This window comes from Marivita sp., from assembly GCF_017643905.1.
In the GTDB taxonomy this organism is placed as follows: domain Bacteria; phylum Pseudomonadota; class Alphaproteobacteria; order Rhodobacterales; family Rhodobacteraceae; genus Marivita.
Window position 1 is genome coordinate 1 of record NZ_JAEPMO010000011.1, and the last position, 16829, is coordinate 16829.

Annotated in this window: 15 protein-coding genes; 7 read left to right on the forward strand and 8 right to left on the reverse strand. The window is 60.8% G+C overall.

What is annotated here, in order from left to right; translation table 11 throughout:
• Positions 1–470: 470 nt before the first annotated feature.
• Complete coding sequence (gene xsc, locus JJ869_RS02875) at positions 471–2249, forward strand: sulfoacetaldehyde acetyltransferase (RefSeq protein WP_292264472.1); 1779 nt, start codon at positions 471–473, stop codon at positions 2247–2249.
• Between the two features lies 1 nt (position 2250).
• Positions 2251–3411, forward strand: coding sequence for an acetate/propionate family kinase (locus tag JJ869_RS02880; protein WP_292264473.1), 1161 nt, complete (start codon positions 2251–2253; stop codon positions 3409–3411).
• Between the two features lie 10 nt (positions 3412–3421).
• On the opposite strand, the gene JJ869_RS02885 is transcribed toward JJ869_RS02880, so the two are convergent.
• Positions 3422–4285, reverse strand: a complete 864-nt coding sequence (locus JJ869_RS02885) for a phosphate acyltransferase (RefSeq protein ID WP_292264474.1) — start codon at positions 4283–4285, stop codon at positions 3422–3424.
• A 36-nt stretch (positions 4286–4321) separates the two neighbouring features.
• On the opposite strand from JJ869_RS02885, the gene JJ869_RS02890 reads away from it, so the two are divergent.
• The 5 genes from JJ869_RS02890 to JJ869_RS02910 all read left to right on the forward strand — a co-directional run bounded on the left by JJ869_RS02890 (position 4322) and on the right by JJ869_RS02910 (position 10172).
• Positions 4322–5455 (forward strand): citrate/2-methylcitrate synthase, encoded by a 1134-nt coding sequence (locus JJ869_RS02890; protein WP_292264475.1) that lies wholly within the window; start codon positions 4322–4324, stop codon positions 5453–5455.
• A gap of 109 nt (positions 5456–5564) precedes the next feature.
• The gene (locus JJ869_RS02895) at positions 5565–8393 is read left to right on the forward strand and encodes a molybdopterin oxidoreductase family protein (RefSeq protein WP_292264476.1); all 2829 of its coding nucleotides are present in this window, start codon (positions 5565–5567) and stop codon (positions 8391–8393) included.
• Positions 8394–8401: 8 nt separating this feature from the next.
• Complete coding sequence (locus JJ869_RS02900) at positions 8402–8554, forward strand: hypothetical protein (protein WP_292264477.1); 153 nt, start codon at positions 8402–8404, stop codon at positions 8552–8554.
• Complete coding sequence (locus JJ869_RS02905; RefSeq protein WP_292264478.1) at positions 8551–9300, forward strand: 4Fe-4S dicluster domain-containing protein; 750 nt, start codon at positions 8551–8553, stop codon at positions 9298–9300. Before JJ869_RS02900 ends, JJ869_RS02905 begins: the two co-directional genes overlap by 4 nt.
• Complete coding sequence (locus JJ869_RS02910) at positions 9300–10172, forward strand: DmsC/YnfH family molybdoenzyme membrane anchor subunit (protein WP_292264479.1); 873 nt, start codon at positions 9300–9302, stop codon at positions 10170–10172. The genes JJ869_RS02905 and JJ869_RS02910 overlap by 1 nt, the downstream gene beginning before the upstream one ends.
• Before the next feature lie 9 nt (positions 10173–10181).
• On the opposite strand, the gene JJ869_RS02915 is transcribed toward JJ869_RS02910, so the two are convergent.
• From JJ869_RS02915 to JJ869_RS02945, 7 genes are all read right to left on the reverse strand, one after another.
• Positions 10182–11180: a LacI family DNA-binding transcriptional regulator gene (locus tag JJ869_RS02915; RefSeq protein WP_292264480.1), complete on the reverse strand. Its 999-nt coding sequence runs from the start codon at positions 11178–11180 to the stop codon at positions 10182–10184.
• Positions 11177–11701 carry an ester cyclase gene (locus JJ869_RS02920; protein ID WP_292264481.1) on the reverse strand — a complete coding sequence of 175 codons (525 nt, stop codon included), beginning with the start codon at positions 11699–11701 and terminating at the stop codon, positions 11177–11179. The genes JJ869_RS02915 and JJ869_RS02920 overlap by 4 nt, the downstream gene beginning before the upstream one ends.
• Positions 11702–11762: 61 nt before the next feature.
• The gene (locus JJ869_RS02925) at positions 11763–12407 is read right to left on the reverse strand and encodes a DUF1523 family protein (protein WP_292264482.1); all 645 of its coding nucleotides are present in this window, start codon (positions 12405–12407) and stop codon (positions 11763–11765) included.
• Between the two features lie 12 nt (positions 12408–12419).
• Positions 12420–12686 carry a hypothetical protein gene (locus JJ869_RS02930; protein WP_292264483.1) on the reverse strand — a complete coding sequence of 89 codons (267 nt, stop codon included), beginning with the start codon at positions 12684–12686 and terminating at the stop codon, positions 12420–12422.
• 3 nt (positions 12687–12689) lie between these two features.
• Positions 12690–14024: a DUF6638 family protein gene (locus tag JJ869_RS02935; RefSeq protein ID WP_292264484.1), complete on the reverse strand. Its 1335-nt coding sequence runs from the start codon at positions 14022–14024 to the stop codon at positions 12690–12692.
• 2 nt (positions 14025–14026) lie between these two features.
• The gene (locus JJ869_RS02940) at positions 14027–14695 is read right to left on the reverse strand and encodes a hypothetical protein (protein ID WP_292264485.1); all 669 of its coding nucleotides are present in this window, start codon (positions 14693–14695) and stop codon (positions 14027–14029) included.
• A 167-nt stretch (positions 14696–14862) separates the two neighbouring features.
• The gene (locus JJ869_RS02945; RefSeq protein ID WP_292264486.1) at positions 14863–16797 is read right to left on the reverse strand and encodes an ATP-binding protein; all 1935 of its coding nucleotides are present in this window, start codon (positions 16795–16797) and stop codon (positions 14863–14865) included.
• Between the last annotated feature and the right edge of the window lie 32 nt (positions 16798–16829).

Here is a 16829-nt window from a genome sequence, read left to right on the forward strand (position 1 = left end):
AAGCTGGCGCAAGCTGCGCGGCTTCGTTCATCTCGCCGACGTCATCCAGGGCGTCGATTTCGTCAACGGCATCAAGCCAATAAACCAGCAGCTAACCGCCGCATGATGATCGCTTGGGCACCAGATTTGACAATAACTCGGATTGCCAATGCGTTTGGCATTCAGTGTCCTGCCGTTGTCGCCCTGCTGGGCGGGTGAACCAAACCGCATAGTCTGGCGGCACAGCGCCCTTTCGCGCCGATATCCGGGTTTGCGGACTATACTGCAATCAAATAACGGCACAAATGGCGCGGAATTGAAGCAAATAGGTGTCTGCTCCCCTCGCGTCATTCCAGGGAAGGATCCCCTCAGTCCCTCGTTTGGCTATAAGCGGCCTTGCAAAGTGGCCCTATTGGCAAGCGGTGTACATCGCTAGTGTCCGCCCAACCGCGCAGGCCCCTCGGCCCGCGCCCTTCCCAGGGAGAGCCACCATGAAAATGACCACCGAAGAAGCTTTTGTCAAAGTCCTCCAGATGCACGGGATCGAACATGCGTTCGGGATCATCGGCTCGGCCTTCATGCCGATCTCCGACATCTTTCCGAAAGCGGGCATCACCTTCTGGGACTGCGCGCATGAAGGGTCTGGCGGCATGATGGCCGACGGCTACACCCGCGCATCCGGCAAGATGTCCATGATGATTGCCCAAAACGGCCCGGGCATCACCAATTTTGTGACAGCAGTGAAAACCGCCTATTGGAACCACACCCCGCTTCTGCTGGTCACACCGCAGGCGGCGAACAAGACCATCGGTCAGGGCGGTTTCCAGGAAGTCGAGCAGATGAAACTGTTCGAAGACATGGTCGCCTATCAGGAAGAGGTGCGTGATGCCTCCCGTGTGGCCGAAGTTCTGAACCGCGTGATCCTGAACGCCAAGCGCGCCTCGGCTCCTGCGCAGATCAACATGCCCCGCGATTTCTGGACTCAAGTGATCGATATCGAACTGCCGGAAGTCGTTGAATTCGAACGTCCCTCGGGTGGTGACAGCGCGATCCAGCAGGCCGCTGATCTGATGTCGACCGCCAAGAACCCCGTCATCCTGAACGGCGCCGGTGTTGTTCTTGCCGGTGCGATCCCCGCCTCCATGGCGCTGGCAGAGCGTCTGACCGCGCCGGTCTGTGTGGGTTATCAGCACAATGACGCCTTCCCGGGGTCGCATCCGCTCTTCGCCGGTCCGCTGGGTTACAACGGCTCCAAAGCGGCGATGGAGCTGATCTCGGGTGCGGATGTTGTCCTGTGCCTCGGCACGCGCCTCAACCCGTTCTCGACCCTTCCCGGCTATGGCATTGACTACTGGCCCAAAACCGCGAAGATCATTCAGGTCGACATTAACCCGGATCGCATCGGTCTGACCAAGAAGGTCAGCGTCGGCATCGTCGGCGATGCGAAAAAGGTGGCAGAGGGCATTCTTGCACGCTTGTCCGACACCGCTGGCGATGAGGGTCGTGAGGACCGAAAAGCCAATATCGCAAAAACCAAATCCACCTGGGCGCAGCAGCTGTCCAGCATGGACCACGAACAGGACGATCCGGGTACCACCTGGAACGAACGTGCCCGCGCAGCCAAGCCGGAGTGGATGAGCCCGCGCATGGCATGGCGCGCGATCCAGTCGGCTCTGCCGAAAGAGGCAATCATCTCGTCGGATATCGGTAACAACTGCGCCATCGGCAACGCTTATCCGACGTTCGAGGAAGGCCGGAAATACCTGGCGCCGGGTCTGTTCGGACCGTGTGGTTATGGCCTGCCGTCGATCATCGGCGCAAAGATCGCCTGCCCCGATGTTCCAGTGGTTGGGTTCTCGGGTGACGGTGCGTTTGGCATCGCGGTGACCGAATTGACCGCGATTGGCCGCCCCGAATGGCCGGCGATCACACATATCGTCTTCCGCAACTACCAGTGGGGTGCGGAAAAGCGCAACTCCACCCTCTGGTATGACGACAATTTCGTCGGAACTGAACTCGACGAAGGCGTGAGCTATGCGGGCATCGCCAAGGCTTGCGGTCTGCAGGGTGTCATCGCGCGAACGATGGACGAACTGCGCGATGCTCTGAACACCGCCATCAAGGACCAGATGGAGAATGGCAAGACCACGCTGATCGAAGCCATGATCAACCAGGAACTGGGCGAGCCGTTCCGCCGCGACGCGATGAAGGCACCTGTGGCCGTGGCGGGGATCGACCCGGCGGACATGCGCCCGCAGAAAGTCGCCTGACATGACCGACCCCGCAGAGAACGGACCGATTCTGGTCCTGAATGCGGGGTCGTCCTCGATCAAGTTTGCATTGTTTGATCCGAACTTGATCGAAACCCTCTCGGGGATGGCCGACGCCATCGGCGGGGCCTCTCGCTTGCGGATCGGGGACGACACGCACGATGTGCCGCTGATCGACCACCGCGCAGCTTTGGAAGCGATCCTGAAAGCACTGGCAGAACGCGGGATCACGCCAGCCACTCTTCGCGCCGTGGGGCATCGCGTGGTACACGGCGGTCGCAAGCTCACGGGTCCGATGCGAGTCACCGACGAGGTCCGCGCCGAGATCGCAAATTGCACGCCCCTTGCCCCGCTGCACAACCCGCACAACCTCGCCCCGATGGAAGCGCTGTCGCGGCTTGCGCCGGACCTGCCGCAGTTTGCCAGCTTTGATACGTCGTTTCATGCGACCAACCCGAATGTGGCCACGCGTTATGCCATTCCGAAGATGATGGAGACCAAGGGCATCCGCCGCTATGGCTTCCACGGACTCAGCTACGCGTCCCTCGTGCGCCGCTTGCCGGAGGTCTCAGGCGAAGCCTTGCCATCCCGTCTTTTGGCGTTCCACCTCGGCAACGGCGCGTCGCTCTGTGCAATCCACAACGGACAGTCGATTGCTACGACCATGGGCTATTCGCCGCTGGATGGCCTGACCATGGGTACCCGCTCTGGCGGGATCGACGCGAACGCCGTGCTGCGGCTGGTCGAGGAAAACGGGCTGGAGCGCACCAAGGCCATCCTGAACCACGAAAGCGGTTTGTTGGGCCTGTCGGGTGGCAAGTCCGACATGCGCAAGCTGATGCTGGATGCCTCTGCCGAAAGCGCCTTTGCGGTCGAGCATTTCTGCTATTGGACGCTGCGACATGCCGGGTCACTGATCGCGGCTTTGGAGGGTCTCGACGCGATCGCCTTTACCGGCGGCATCGGCGAGAATGCGGTCGGAGTGCGCGCACGTATCCTGCGCGGGCTGGAATGGGCGGGCGTTCGGATCAATCCGGACTTCAATCACCGCTCTGGCCCGCGCCTGCATGGGGAAAGCTCCAAAGTCGCCGTCTGGGTCATACCCGCCGAAGAAGAGCGCATGATCGCGATGGACGCGCTGGCCCTTTTGGAGGCCGCATGAGTTCCACCGATCAGGTGTGCTGTGCGAGGGCGATGGTGACCAGCGTTGACGCCACGATGTCGTCCACACTGGCACCCCGGCTGAGATCGCAGACGGGCTTGGCAAAACCTTGCAGAAACGGGCCGATAGCCTGCGCGCCTGCCAATTCCTGGCACAGCTTGTACGCGATGTTGCCCGCGTCCAGCGATGGGAAGATCAGCACATTGGCATCTCCGCTGCCCAACCCTTTCTTCGCGGCAATGGTGGCGTTCAGCGCGGCATCCGCCTGGACCGGTCCTACAAAGCCGGTGGCCTCGGCAACGCTGCGCACGCGATCCACGCTGTCGCCTGCACCGCTGGTGCCGGTGGAGAAAGACAAAAGCGCGACCCGCGCGTCGCCCAATAGCGCCTTTGCCGTGTCAGCCGATGCCCGCGCAATGGCTTCCAGCGCCGCTGCATCCGGTGCCACGTTTACTGCGCAGTCTGCGAACACGAATTCGCGCCCATCCGGGAAGACCATCAGGAAATACGACGACGGGATCGTCACGCCATCGGCCAGCCCGATCGCCATGCTTGCCGCTTCGATCACGCGCCGCGTCGGGCTGTCGGCCCCTGCAACCATCGCATCGGCCTCGCCTGCTGCGACCATGGCCGCCGCGCGGTACAAGGGTTTCTGCAAAAGCCTGCGGGCCATTGCCTCTTTCATCCCGCGCGCTGACACCAGGGCTGCAACCTGTGCCTCTGTCGGATTGGCCGCGACATCGAGCACGGAACACAGCCCTTCCTTGGTCAGACACTGCGCGGCGTTTGCAACGCGCGGATCGTTAAGTTCGGGGAACACCACGCGGGTGTCCGATCCTGCTGCAATGGCACGTGCCTTGCTCAGAACGCTCATATCACTCTCCCACTTCCGGCCGCAAAGGAGCCTTCAATGACTGATAACGTCAAGATCAACCGAGGTTTGAAGGGTGTCTATTTCGAACGGTCCGGGGTGAGCGACATCGACGGCGCCGCGGGAACGCTGCAATATCGTGGCTATTCGATCCACGATCTGGCTACGCATGCCACGTTCGAAGAGGTGTGCCACCTCTTGATGAAGGGCGAGTTGCCGAACGCGGCTGAACTCGCAGCCTTTGACGCAGAGATGCGGGCAGCGCGGTCGGTGCCGGATGCGGTTCTTGATATCATCCGCGTGTGCAAGGACGGCCACCCGATGGACGTGCTGCGCACGGCGGTGTCTGCGCTGGCGGCGTTGGAGCCGGACAGCCTTGCGACCGGGGAGGAGGCATTCCTGCGCAACGGTATGCGGCTGACCGCGCAAGTGCCGACGCTCGTCGCGGCGCATGAGGCGATCCGCAATGGCCGTGACCCGATCGCACCGGATAACAGCCTCAGCCATGCCGCCAACTGGCTCTGGATGCTCAAGGGCGAGAAGCCGTCCGAGGACGCGGCGCGTCTGGCTGATGTGGATTTTGTCCTGCACGCGGAACACGGCGCCAACGCCTCCAGCTTTGCGGCGCGGGTGACGGTTGGGACGGAGGCGAACCTGCACGGTGCCATCGTAACCGCGCTCAGCACGCTGGCGGGTCCTGCGCATGGTGGTGCTGCCGAAGACGTGATGAAGATGGTCAAGGAGATCGGTACTCCGGACAAGGCGGCGGAGTACGTGAAAACCAAGCGTGCCAACCGCGAGGCCGTCACCGGCTTCGGCCACCGCGTCTACCGCGCCGAAGACCCCCGCGCGCGCCACATGCGCGAAGGGGTGCGTAAGCTGGGCGAAGAGATGGGCGCGCCCGAATGGTACGAGATCCTGCAAGCTGTCGTCGAGGCGATGAAGCCCTACAGCCGCCACGGTCTGAATGTGAACGTGGATTTCTATTCAGGCGTGATCTACCAGCTTCACGGCATCCCGATGGATCTTTACGTTCCGATCTTTTCCATTGGCCGGATGCCGGGTTGGGTGATCCAGTGCATCGAACAGCAGCGCGGCAATATCCTGATCCGTCCGCTCACGCTCTACAACGGACCGGAGCCACGGGATTGGGTGCCGATTGACGCCCGCTGAGTCATAAATGTAAGCGCTTGCATAATGCGCCTTTACCATCGGCGCAGAAACGTAAACACTGTCGCCAACTCCGACCGGGTCGACACCCGGCGGATCAGGGAGGATAGATATGGGCCACGTCCAGCCAGAGCTGAACCTGTCACCGAAAGTCTCGGACGAAGTGCGCAAAACCACCTGCTACATGTGCGCCTGCCGCTGCGGGATCAACGTGCACATGAAGGACGGCAAGGTCGCCTATATCGAGGGCAACCGCGATCATCCGGTGAACCGCGGGGTGCTCTGCGCGAAGGGCAGCGCGGGTATCATGCAGCACAACGCGCCATCACGCCTGCGTGCGCCGTTGAAGCGCGTAGGCCCGCGCGGGTCGGGTGAGTTCGAAGAGATTAGCTGGGACGAGGCGCTTCAGATCGCGGCTGATTGGCTCAAGCCTTTGCGGGCCGAAGCACCGGAAAAGCTCGCGTTCTTCACCGGGCGCGACCAGTCGCAATCCTTCACCAGCTTCTGGGCGCAGAATTTCGGAACGCCGAACTACGCAGCACATGGCGGGTTCTGTTCCGTGAACATGGCCGCTGCCGGCATCTACACGATGGGTGGCGCGTTCTGGGAATTCGGCCAACCGGATTGGGAGCACACCAAACTGTTCATGCTGTTCGGCGTGGCCGAGGACCACGACAGCAACCCGATCAAGATGGGGCTTGGCAAGATCAAGGCGCGCGGGGCCAAGGTGATCGGCGTCAACCCGATCCGCACTGGTTACAACGCGATTGCGGATGATTGGGTCGGCATCACGCCGGGCACCGATGGCCTGTTCATCCTCGCGCTGGTGCATGAATTGATGAAGGCCGGGAAGATCGACCTCGACTACCTTGCCCGCTACACCAACGCGCCGGTTCTGGTGAATGGCGACACGAAATCGCCGGAACACGGGCTGTTCCTCAAGGATGACAACGGCAAGCCGCTGGTCATAGACCGGGTGACGGGCAAGCTGACCCCGTTCGATCAGCCCGGCGTCAAACCCGATCTTGCCGCCAGCTACCGCCATGCCGGGATCACACACAAGACCGTCATGCATCTGATGGCCGAGCGCTATCTTGATCCGCAATATGCGCCCGAAGCAGTGGCCGAAACCTGCGGCGTGTCCGCCACCAAGATCAAACGCATCGCGGCCGAGATTGCCCGCGTCGCCTTTGACGAGGCCATCGAGATCGACCAGCCATGGACGGATTTCCGGGGCGAAAAGCATGACAAGATGCTGGGTCGACCGGTCAGCTTCCACGCGATGCGGGGGATCAGCGCGCATTCCAACGGCTTCCAGACGTGTCGCGCGTTGCATGCGCTGCAAATCCTGCTGGGCGCGGTCGAAACCCCCGGTGGGTTCCGCTTCAAACCGCCTTACCCCAAGCCCGCAACAGCGCATCCGAAGCCGCATTGCAAGGTGACACCGGGCAAGCCGCTGGATGGTCCGCATCTTGGATTTGTGCATGGGCCGGATGATCTCTGCCTCAAGGAAGACGGCACGCCTGCCCGCATCGACAAGGCGTTCACATGGGAAAACCCGATGAGCGCCCATGGTCTGATGCACATGGTCATTTCCAACGCCTATGCAGGCGATCCCTACAAGATCGACACGCTGTTCATGTACATGGCGAACATGTCGTGGAATTCGACGATGAACACGTCGGGCGTGATGAAGATGCTCACGGACACGGACGAGAACGGCGACTACGTGATCCCGCGCATCATCTATTCCGATGCCTACTCGTCCGAGATGGTCGCCTATGCCGACCTGATCCTGCCCGACACGACGTATCTTGAACGGCACGACTGCATCTCGCTCCTCGACCGTCCGATCTGCGAGGCGGACGCGGCGGCGGATGCGATCCGTTGGCCTGTGGTGGAACCTGACCGTAATGTGCGCGGGTTCCAGTCCGTTTTGTGCGAATTGGGTGCAAAGCTTGATCTGCCGGGTTTCGTGAACGAGGACGGCAGCCAGAAATACGCTGACTACGCCGATTACATCACCCACCACCAGCGCCGTCCCGGTGTTGGTCCGCTGGCGGGTTGGCGCATGGGTGAAGACGGCCTGACAGGCGGGCGCGGCGACGTGAACGAGGCGCAGATCGGCAGCTACATCGCCAATGGCGGTTTCTGGATGGCGCATGTTCCGGAGGAAGCACTGTACTACAAACCGTGGAACAAAGCCTATCAGGACTGGGCGGTGAAAATCGGCCTCTACGACGCGGCCGCGCCCTATATCTTCCAGCTCTACGTTGAGCCGATGCGCAAGTTCCAACTGGCCGCCGAAGGGCATGGCCACCGCCAACCGCCGGATCACCTGCGCGAGAGGATCAAGGAAACGCTCGACCCGCTGCCGATCTGGTACGCGCCTTTCGAGGACAGCCGCGTTGACACCGAGGAATTCGCGATCCACGCGCTGACCCAACGCCCGATGGCGATGTACCACTCCTGGGGTACTCAGAATGCTTGGCTGCGCCAGATCCACGGTCGCAATCCGCTTTATCTGCCGACCAAGCTTTGGGAAAAGCACGGGTTCAACACTGGTGACTGGGCGCGTGTGACCTCTGCCCATGGTGATATCACGGTGCCTGTCGCGCATATGGCGGCGCTGAACGAAAACACCGTCTGGACATGGAATGCCATCGGCAAACGCAAGGGGGCATGGGCGCTCGACAAGGACGCGCCCGAAGCGACCAAGGGCTTCCTTCTGAACCACCTGATCCACGAATTGCTGCCACCCAAGGGCGACGGTCTGCGCTGGGCGAATTCCGACCCGATCACAGGGCAGGCGGCGTGGTTCGATCTTCGGGTGAAGATCGAAAAGGTCGATGGGCCTTCGGAATCCCATCCTGTGTTCGATGAACTGAAATCGCCTGTTGGCAAGGGACCAGACGAACTGCGCTGGAAGGTGGAACCATGAGTGGAGCAATGAAAGCCACTCTGCTGGCCATCGCGGTTGTGCTGATCGGCATGGCCGGATCGTTTATCTGGTTCGTCGCAACCTGGGACAAAGAGGCAGAGCAGCCGATCGGGTTCGCGCCAGCACCCATCATCACGATCACGGAGGACCGCACCGCATGACGCAGCTTCCCGAAAAGACCGACCGCAAGATGGGTCTGGTGATCGACCTCGACACCTGTGTCGGGTGCCATGCCTGCGTCGTGTCCTGCAAAGGCTGGAACACCGAAAACTACGGCGCGCCTCTCTCGGATCAGAACCCTTACGGCGCGGACCCGTCGGGCACCTTCCTCAACCGCGTTCATTCCTACGAGGTCCAGCCGGAAAGCGGACCGGCACAGCTCATCCATTTCCCGAAATCCTGCCTGCATTGCGAAGACGCGCCCTGCGTGACCGTCTGCCCGACCGGGGCCAGCTACAAGCGCACGGAGGACGGGATCGTTCTGGTGAACGAGAAAGACTGCATCGGCTGCGGTCTCTGTGCCTGGGCCTGCCCCTATGGCGCGCGCGAGTTGGACAAGGCGGAAGGGGTGATGAAGAAATGCACCCTTTGCGTGGATCGCATCTATAACGAAAACCTGCCCGAAGAAGACCGCGTTCCCGCCTGCGTACGCACCTGTCCGTCCAACGCCCGTCACTTTGGCGATCTGGGCGACCCGGATAGTGAGGTCAGCCAGCTTGTTGCCGAACGCGGTGGGATGGATCTGATGCCGGAACAGGGCACCAAGCCCGTCAACAAATACCTGCCGCCGCGTCCCAAGGACCGGCTGAACGAAGAAATCGACATCCTCGCCCCGCTTCTTGCCCCCGTGGTGGAAGAGCCCAAAGGCTTTCTGGGATGGCTCGATAAAGCGCTGGAGAAACTCTGATGCACCCGGCTCCGTCCATCATCGCCTTCAGCACGTTCTCCGGACTTGGCTTGGGTCTGCTGTTCTGGCTTGGGATTGATCCGACCGCGCCAACGGGCTGGGTCGCCTTCGCGTTCTTCGCGATTGCCTATGCCTTGGCCGTTGGCGGCCTGATCTCTTCGACCTTCCACCTCGGTCGCCCCGAGCGGGCGATCAAGGCGTTCACCCAATGGCAGACAAGCTGGCTCAGCCGCGAGGCCTGGTGCGCCGTTGCGGCACTGGTCACTATGGGGATCTACGCGTTCCTACTGGTGTTCTTCGACACGCAGGTCGCGATCCTCGGCTGGATCGGAGCCGCGTTTGCACTGGCGACCGTCTACACCACCTCGATGATCTACGCCCAGCTCAAGACCGTGCCGCGCTGGAACACTGTCCTGACTTCGGCGCTGTTCCTGTCTTTGTCGATTGCAGGCGGGGCCCTTCTTTCGGGTCGTGTGACCATCGGTCTGATCCTGCTCTTGGTGGCGGGAGGCCTACAGGCGCTTTGGTGGAAAACCGGCGACACGCGGTTCAAGCAAAGCGGGACAGATCTCAAGACTGCGACCGGCCTTGGCAAAATCGGTGAGGTCCGCGCCTTCGAGCCGCCGCATACCGGCACCAACTACCTGCTGAACGAGATGGTCTACACCGTCGGTCGACGACATGCGCAGAAACTGCGGATGATCGCGCTTGTGCTGATGCTGGTCGTGCCTGTGCTGCTTCTGCTGCTGCCCTATCCGCATATCTTCGGCCTTCTGGCAGTGATCAGCCACGTCGCGGGCGTTCTCGTGTCCCGTTGGCTGTTCTTCGCGGAAGCCGAACACGTTGTCGGCCTTTATTACGGTCTGAGGTAAGTCGCCGGGTCAGGCCGACCCGCGCCGGATCAGTGTCACGGGCAACGGGGCAGGGGATGTCACCTCTGTCCCGCCGATTTCTGAAAGCAGAGCCTCCACCGCCGTGGTCACCATCGCTTCGGCATGCTGTCGGATGGTCGTCAGGCTGTAGGCGGGCCAGGCCGCGCTGGGCACATCGTCGAACCCGATCAGCGCCACATCGTCCGGCACGCGCAAACCCAGTTCCGACCGCAGAACATCCATTACGCCGAACGCCATATAGTCATTGGCCACGAACACCGCATCCGGCCGGTCGGGCGTGTCAAACATGCGCCGTGCTGCCTCTTTGGCGCGGGGCAAACGGTAGTCGCCAACCTCGCGCGCAAACAGGCCCAGACCGGCAGCACGCAGTCCTTCCATGAACCCTGCCTCGCGGTCGCGCTGCGTGCTGGCGCCTTCCCAGCCAGCGATATGCCCGATCCGCGTGCGCCCGAGCGAGATCAGATGTTCGGCCGCCAGACGTCCGCCCATGCGGTTGTCCGACACCACTGCCAATTCGCCCTCGGCCTCGAGCTTGCGGTTGAACAGCACCACCGGAACGCCGGACGCGCGGCAGCGATCCGCAAGATCGGAACTCAGGGAAACCGAGGCGAGGATCAGCCCGTCGACCTGATAATCGAGGATCTGGCTCACCACGTCTTCGACATCATCCGCAGAGTGGGCGGCCATGAAAACCAGCACGTGATAGCCTTCGCGCTCCAAAGCCTCGGACAGCAGTTCCAGCACGGTCGGGTAGAAATGGTTGTCGAGATAGGCCACCACCAGCCCGATGATCTTGCTCTTCCCGGTCAGCATCGCGCGGGCCAGGACATTGGGCCTGTAGCCCAGCGCATTGGCCGCCTCGCGCACCTTGGACGCCGTGCGCTCGCTGACCGAGGCACCGGGGGTGAACACGCGGCTCACCGCAGAGCGGCTGACCCCGGCGCGTTTCGCCACGTCAAGCGAGGTGACCTTGCGCGTCGTCGTCATGGGGCAGGCGGGGTCTTTTCGCCCCGGTCATAGGCTTCCCAGCCTTCGCCACCGAACACGTCAACGCCAAGCTGCGCCAAGACATGCGGGAAATCGACCATCACGTAATTGTCGACGATCTTGCCATCCACGACCTTCCAGAAATCCATATAGCGGATCGTGACGCGCTTGCCCGTCGGCTCCACCCCCATGAAGCGCCCGGAATGCACGGCCTCCTGACGGCCAAAGGCAGCCGCCCATTCGCCCATGTAAAGCCGCGCCTCGTCAACGCAAACCTTGTCCGAAAACGCCGCCTGAAACGGTTTCTGCCAATTGTCCTGAAATTCCCGCAGACCCTCTTTGGTGCCGCAGCCGGTGTTACCCATCCAGCGGAACCCTTCGGCAAAGAACTCACCGATATCGGCAATGCGGTGATCGTTGAGACCGTCCACCATGCCTTCGATGACCCGACGTGTCTCTTCGGTCTTGGACAAATCCGTATCGCGGGTCAGAACCGCCTGTTCGGGTCGTACGCCTGCCATCATCCCTCACTGCATGCGTTTGCACGAGACTGACCGAAACCGCATCGCTTTGGCAAGCGGGTTACTTGGACTTCCAACTGTCCAGCCACCGCCGGAACCCGCTGCGACGGCGTGCGATGCCGTCGCCGACCGCATCGAACCCCTCTTCCACGTCTTCCAGAACCGGGTCGATCCGTGCGATGCGGAACCGCCGCCAGCGCACCCAGACAGCCCAGAACAGCGCCGCCAAAGTTGTCAGGATCACGATATTGATCCACGGGATGATCCGCACATCCGGTCCGTCCACAGGCCGCACGCTGATCGCGTTGGGGAAGATGGTGAAGAACTCGTTCCGCCAGCCATAATGCTTGATCACCACCCATTGAGGCGCGGCGGAGGTGCTGCGCAGATCAGCCGCTTCGGCCTGCAGGTTCGAGGTGTCGAACTTGAAATAGGGCGGCCAGCTCCAGCCGGTGTCCTCGTTGCGGTAGACCATCACGCGCCCGTTGTCGCGCACGGTCGAGATGAAGAACACGTCGCGGTTCGCCAATGTGCCATCGCTGCCGATGTCGGCCTGCGCCCAGAACCAGCGGTTTTCGCCCGGATCGATCCGGCGCACATCGGTTTCCGTGATCCGCGCGATGTCATGCTGCGGCAGCGTGTAATGCAGGAACGAACCGAACAGCACCCAGAAGGTCAGGATGATGGCCCATTTGAAATACCCCACGGCGTCGTCCCCTCAGTGGAAATTCGTCAAGTAGATGATGACAGAGATAACCGTCAGCGGCACGATATACACCCCCAGAATGAGCTTTCGCCGCAGCGACCCGTCGTATTCGCGCAATCCCGCCTCTACAAATGTCTCGCGGTCGCCCTGCTGGATTTCCTCGTCCCATTCCTTTTCCAGCTTGTCCCGCCGCACCGCGCGGGAATAGAGCGACAGGCAGATATAGACCACGCTCAGGACCAGAAATCCGATCACCAGCAACCGACCAAGTGCAAACATACCCTACCTCCGAACCGCGCCCCAGGGACCGACGCGCGTGATGATATCGTCGCGGATCGGCGCCGGTTCTTCAAGCGGCGCGTCATGGCCGAACAGCGCCTCCCGCGCACCGGCCTTGTCGGCGACGTATTCACGTGTCAGGAAATCCACCACATAGGCGCGCTTAGTGTCGGTCCACCCGCGATAGGCGGCGTAGAACGCCTCCTTGTGGCAGATATAAAGCTGCCGGATATCCTTGGGCGACAGCTCCGACAGCAGCATGTTCACCAGCGTCGCGTCGGGCGTATCACTGGCCCGCAGCGTGTAGAAATAGGCCGAGTTGTCACTTGCGATCCGGGGCCATTTGGCGTCCCCATCCGCCCATTGCACCAACTGGTTCAGCGCGTGCCACTCGGGGGGGAGCCTCTCTGCATACCGCCGCGCCAGCCCGCGAATGTCCCGCCGGGTCGCCCCGGTCAGGTCGATCTCTGCCTCCTGCGCAATATCCACAACGATGAAATCCATCTTCTGACGCAGAATGGCCGAGGCATCGATACCCCGCGCCTTCACAATCGGTTCCACCAACCCGTTCAGGTCCAGAAACTTCGCGACCTTGTTCCGCTGCTCCAGCCCGAACGTGTAGGCAATCGGCAACCCCGGCACGACATTCCCAGAACAGATCGCCGCCGGATGTTCCACCTGCCGGAACACATAGATCCCGCCGAAATGGCTGGTGTGAAAGTTCTCCTGTTTGAACTCCATCTGTTTGAGCCGCACGGGATTGCGCACCACATCGCCAGTGCGTTTGGCGAGGCCAATCATCTCTGCAATCAGCACATCATCGTGCCAGCCGTCAGGCTCCGTCTTGAACCGATCCACCAGCGCGCCCAGCTTTTCCGCATCGCGCACCGTGCCGCTGGTCGTGTCCGCCTCGATCCTGATGGTGTGAATATCGAACAGCCGTTCCGGGTTAGACACGTCGAACACTGTGTTCACCAACTCCCCCGCCACCGCATCCTTGGCGGTCAGCGCGAACAACTGGCTCTCATTCGCCTCGATGAACTGCCGCAGAATATCCCGCGAGGTCGAGAATTTCGCATCGAGCAGCGGCGCGGTCTTCTGCTGCGTCGTCAGCAGAATGAACTGCCGGTTCACCCCGTTGTGGTTGAGGTAGAGCGGGTCGTTCAACTCGTCTCCGATTTCGGGCGAAAAGCCGGAGATGTCGACGTGGAAATCGGTCTGGGCCGTGGTCTTGCCCGTCAGGTGTTTGAGCGCGCGGTTATACCGTTCGACCAGCGCCGGCGAGGCGACGTGGATCAGGTTGCCGAACATCAGACCGGATTGGATGAGGCGGTTCATGGTTAGAAAAGCTCTTTGATTTTTGGCAGGAATTCCGTAAGGGCTGCTCCTGCTAGGAGCATTATAACGCCAACGATAAACTTATCCTTGTTTCTCTGCCAGAACGTATCTTGACGCGAGTAGTAAACAGGATTGAATAGATTTATGAATAAGGAGATGATCCACATTGCCCAAGGAATAAGCGCAAAGGATGCTTCGAAGTGAGTTTCCGGCTGGTTTGATCTTTCAATTGGCGCCACGTTGCTTAGGATCAAGCCTAAGATAATTCCCCACCAAACGAACCTTGGTATTAATGTGAAAATCCATATTATTGGCGTTCTCAATGATTTGAGATCAGCTTCAAGTTTTTGGCGTAGCGCTTTAATTTCCGTATTTTCAGTCTCTGTATTGGCGCGTGTCTCAATAGAAGTGCAATAGTTGAACTTTATCGTTATTTGATTAGCCCACTGCCCCTTTGATTGCAGTTTTACTGTCGTTTTTCCCTGAAGAAGTGGTAGATTTTCCTCCATGTCGTCAACTCCTTCAAAGGAGTGGTTTTTTGTTTCTGCAGAAATCTTGATATCCGTCGATTCATACTTCCTAAGAAGCTCAATAAGACTTTTCCCTGATATTCTAATGTGCCCAATTGGTTTGCCAAGTGGCCACTCGGGTTTTTCTATCTGCTTGACCATCCATTGACGCTCCTTTTAGGGAAAATTTGGTGAATAGCGGAAAAATTTCTGGCAAAAGTGTAACGCAATATTGAAATTCGTTTACTAGCCTTGAAAGGAAATATCGGTAGATAAGACTTCTAGAGACCAAACTGGTTGCTCCACAATTGGGCAAATAATTGGGCTTTTCACCTCTTCCCCTCCAACCACCTTCTCTTCGCCTCTTCCTGACGCCCGAAGTCCCGCACCATCGCCTCGATCGCCACCTCATCCGACTTGTCTGCGTACCTGAACTCGGAATCCGCGTAGCGGTTGATCTCCTGGATCACCATCTCGACCGTAATCGGTCGCCGCAACTCCTCGATCATCGCCGCCTTCTCGTCATACGGCTTGAACAGGAACAGATCCGGCTGCTCCATCCATTCATCCGGCAGTTCAAAATCCATCGCGCGGACCTTCACCGCGTCGGTGATGTTCTTGATCGCGCGGCCCGTAAAGCGCGGGTCGGCCTCCTGAATGGCCTTGAGATAGGTGCCCATCTTGGCAATCGTATCGAGCGCGCCGATCTGCGACGACACCCGGTCGAACACGTTCATCAGCCCCGGCTCCTTGGGCCGGTTGTGCGACTCAAACGACGCCGCCACCGCCTTCTGTATCTGCTGCGCGGCATATAGCTCGTGGTCGCCCAGAGGGATGTCGTGCTTCTTGCCCATGAGCAGCGCAAGGATGTCGATGTAATCCTCCCGCGTCTGCGGCCCGTCCACAAGGAACCGCGCCCCCGCCCGCTGCCGCAGCGCGTCGTCCACGTTCTCGGGGAAGTTCGAGAACATCCCGAACGTGCAGTTCCCCCGCACCACCGTATTGGCCCCGGCGAACGCCTCCATGAACACCGCCGTGACCTCCTGCTGCCCCGCGCTGGACTGCCGATCCCCCCGCTTGCCCGCGATCTGGTCAATGTCGTCAATCGTCCCGAACCCGATCACCGACGGGTCGAGCACATTGTTGATAAACGCCTTCGCATTCTGCCCCGACTTGCCCTGAAAGCTGTCGATATTGTCGATGCCGAAGTTCTGGTACCGGAACGTGTAGCCCGCGTTCTGGCAATACTCAAAGATCATCCCCGCCATCATCTGGATGAGCGTCGTCTTCCCAGTCCCCGGCGCGCCGTCCCCCATGAAGGTGAAGATGAAGCCACCCAGTTCCGCAAACGGGTTCAGCCGCCGCTCGAAATCATAGGCCATCAGCATCTTGGCGAGCCGCATCGCCTGGTACTTGGCGATATGGTTGCCCACCACCTGATGCGGCTTCTTGAACTGCATGGTGAGCGTGGTGCCTTTAGCCTTCGTCGCAGGCGTGAACCCCCGGAGCGTCAAGCCATCCGCCTCCACCCGCCAATTGGCCGAGGTAAACGCCCCCGTCCGCGCCCCGTTCTGGGCGCGCAGCGCGACCCGCTCCATCAACTGCTCGGCAAAGGCCAACACCGTCGCTACCATGCGTGGCTCATCTGACGCATAAAGCGCCAGCTTCTGGTCCAACTCCCAAAGCGCCCCATGTAGGGCCAGCTGCGCATTGTCGGTCAGAACCTCCTGCACCTCGCCCACATCGACCGTCACCTCCGACGCCTGCGCGGCCAGCAAGAACGCCGTCGCATTGGCAAACACATAGCCTACCGCCAGCGCCTCACCTTCCAGAAGCGCAGAAAACTCCGCTTTCCGATCCGCGCCCAATGAGCCCTGCAAATTCGCCCGCTTCATCTCGCCCAGCGGCGTCGCGTCCGAAAACGCCTCCCCAACCGCAAGCGCAATCCCCAAGGCCCGCCGCAGCCCATGCATCACCGCCGCCTGCGCAGGCGACACCAGCGGGTCATCTCCGTCCGCCCCGGCAATCTGATCCAGCAAATGCACCCCCTCGGGCCGCGCCGTGGACCGCGTCACCAGACCCGGCGTCGTTGCCCGAAACCGCCGCCGTGTGCCGATCCCCGAGGACCGCTCCACCGCCGCAGGCTCGGTCGCCGCCGCCACCCGTGGCGTATGATCGAACCCCTCCAGCATCGCATTGGCCGCAGGATAATGCTTGCGGATCGCCTCTTCGCGCAGCTCCATCAAATCGGACGTTACGGACATCTTTCGACGCTCCTATGCTTCATCTTGCCAAA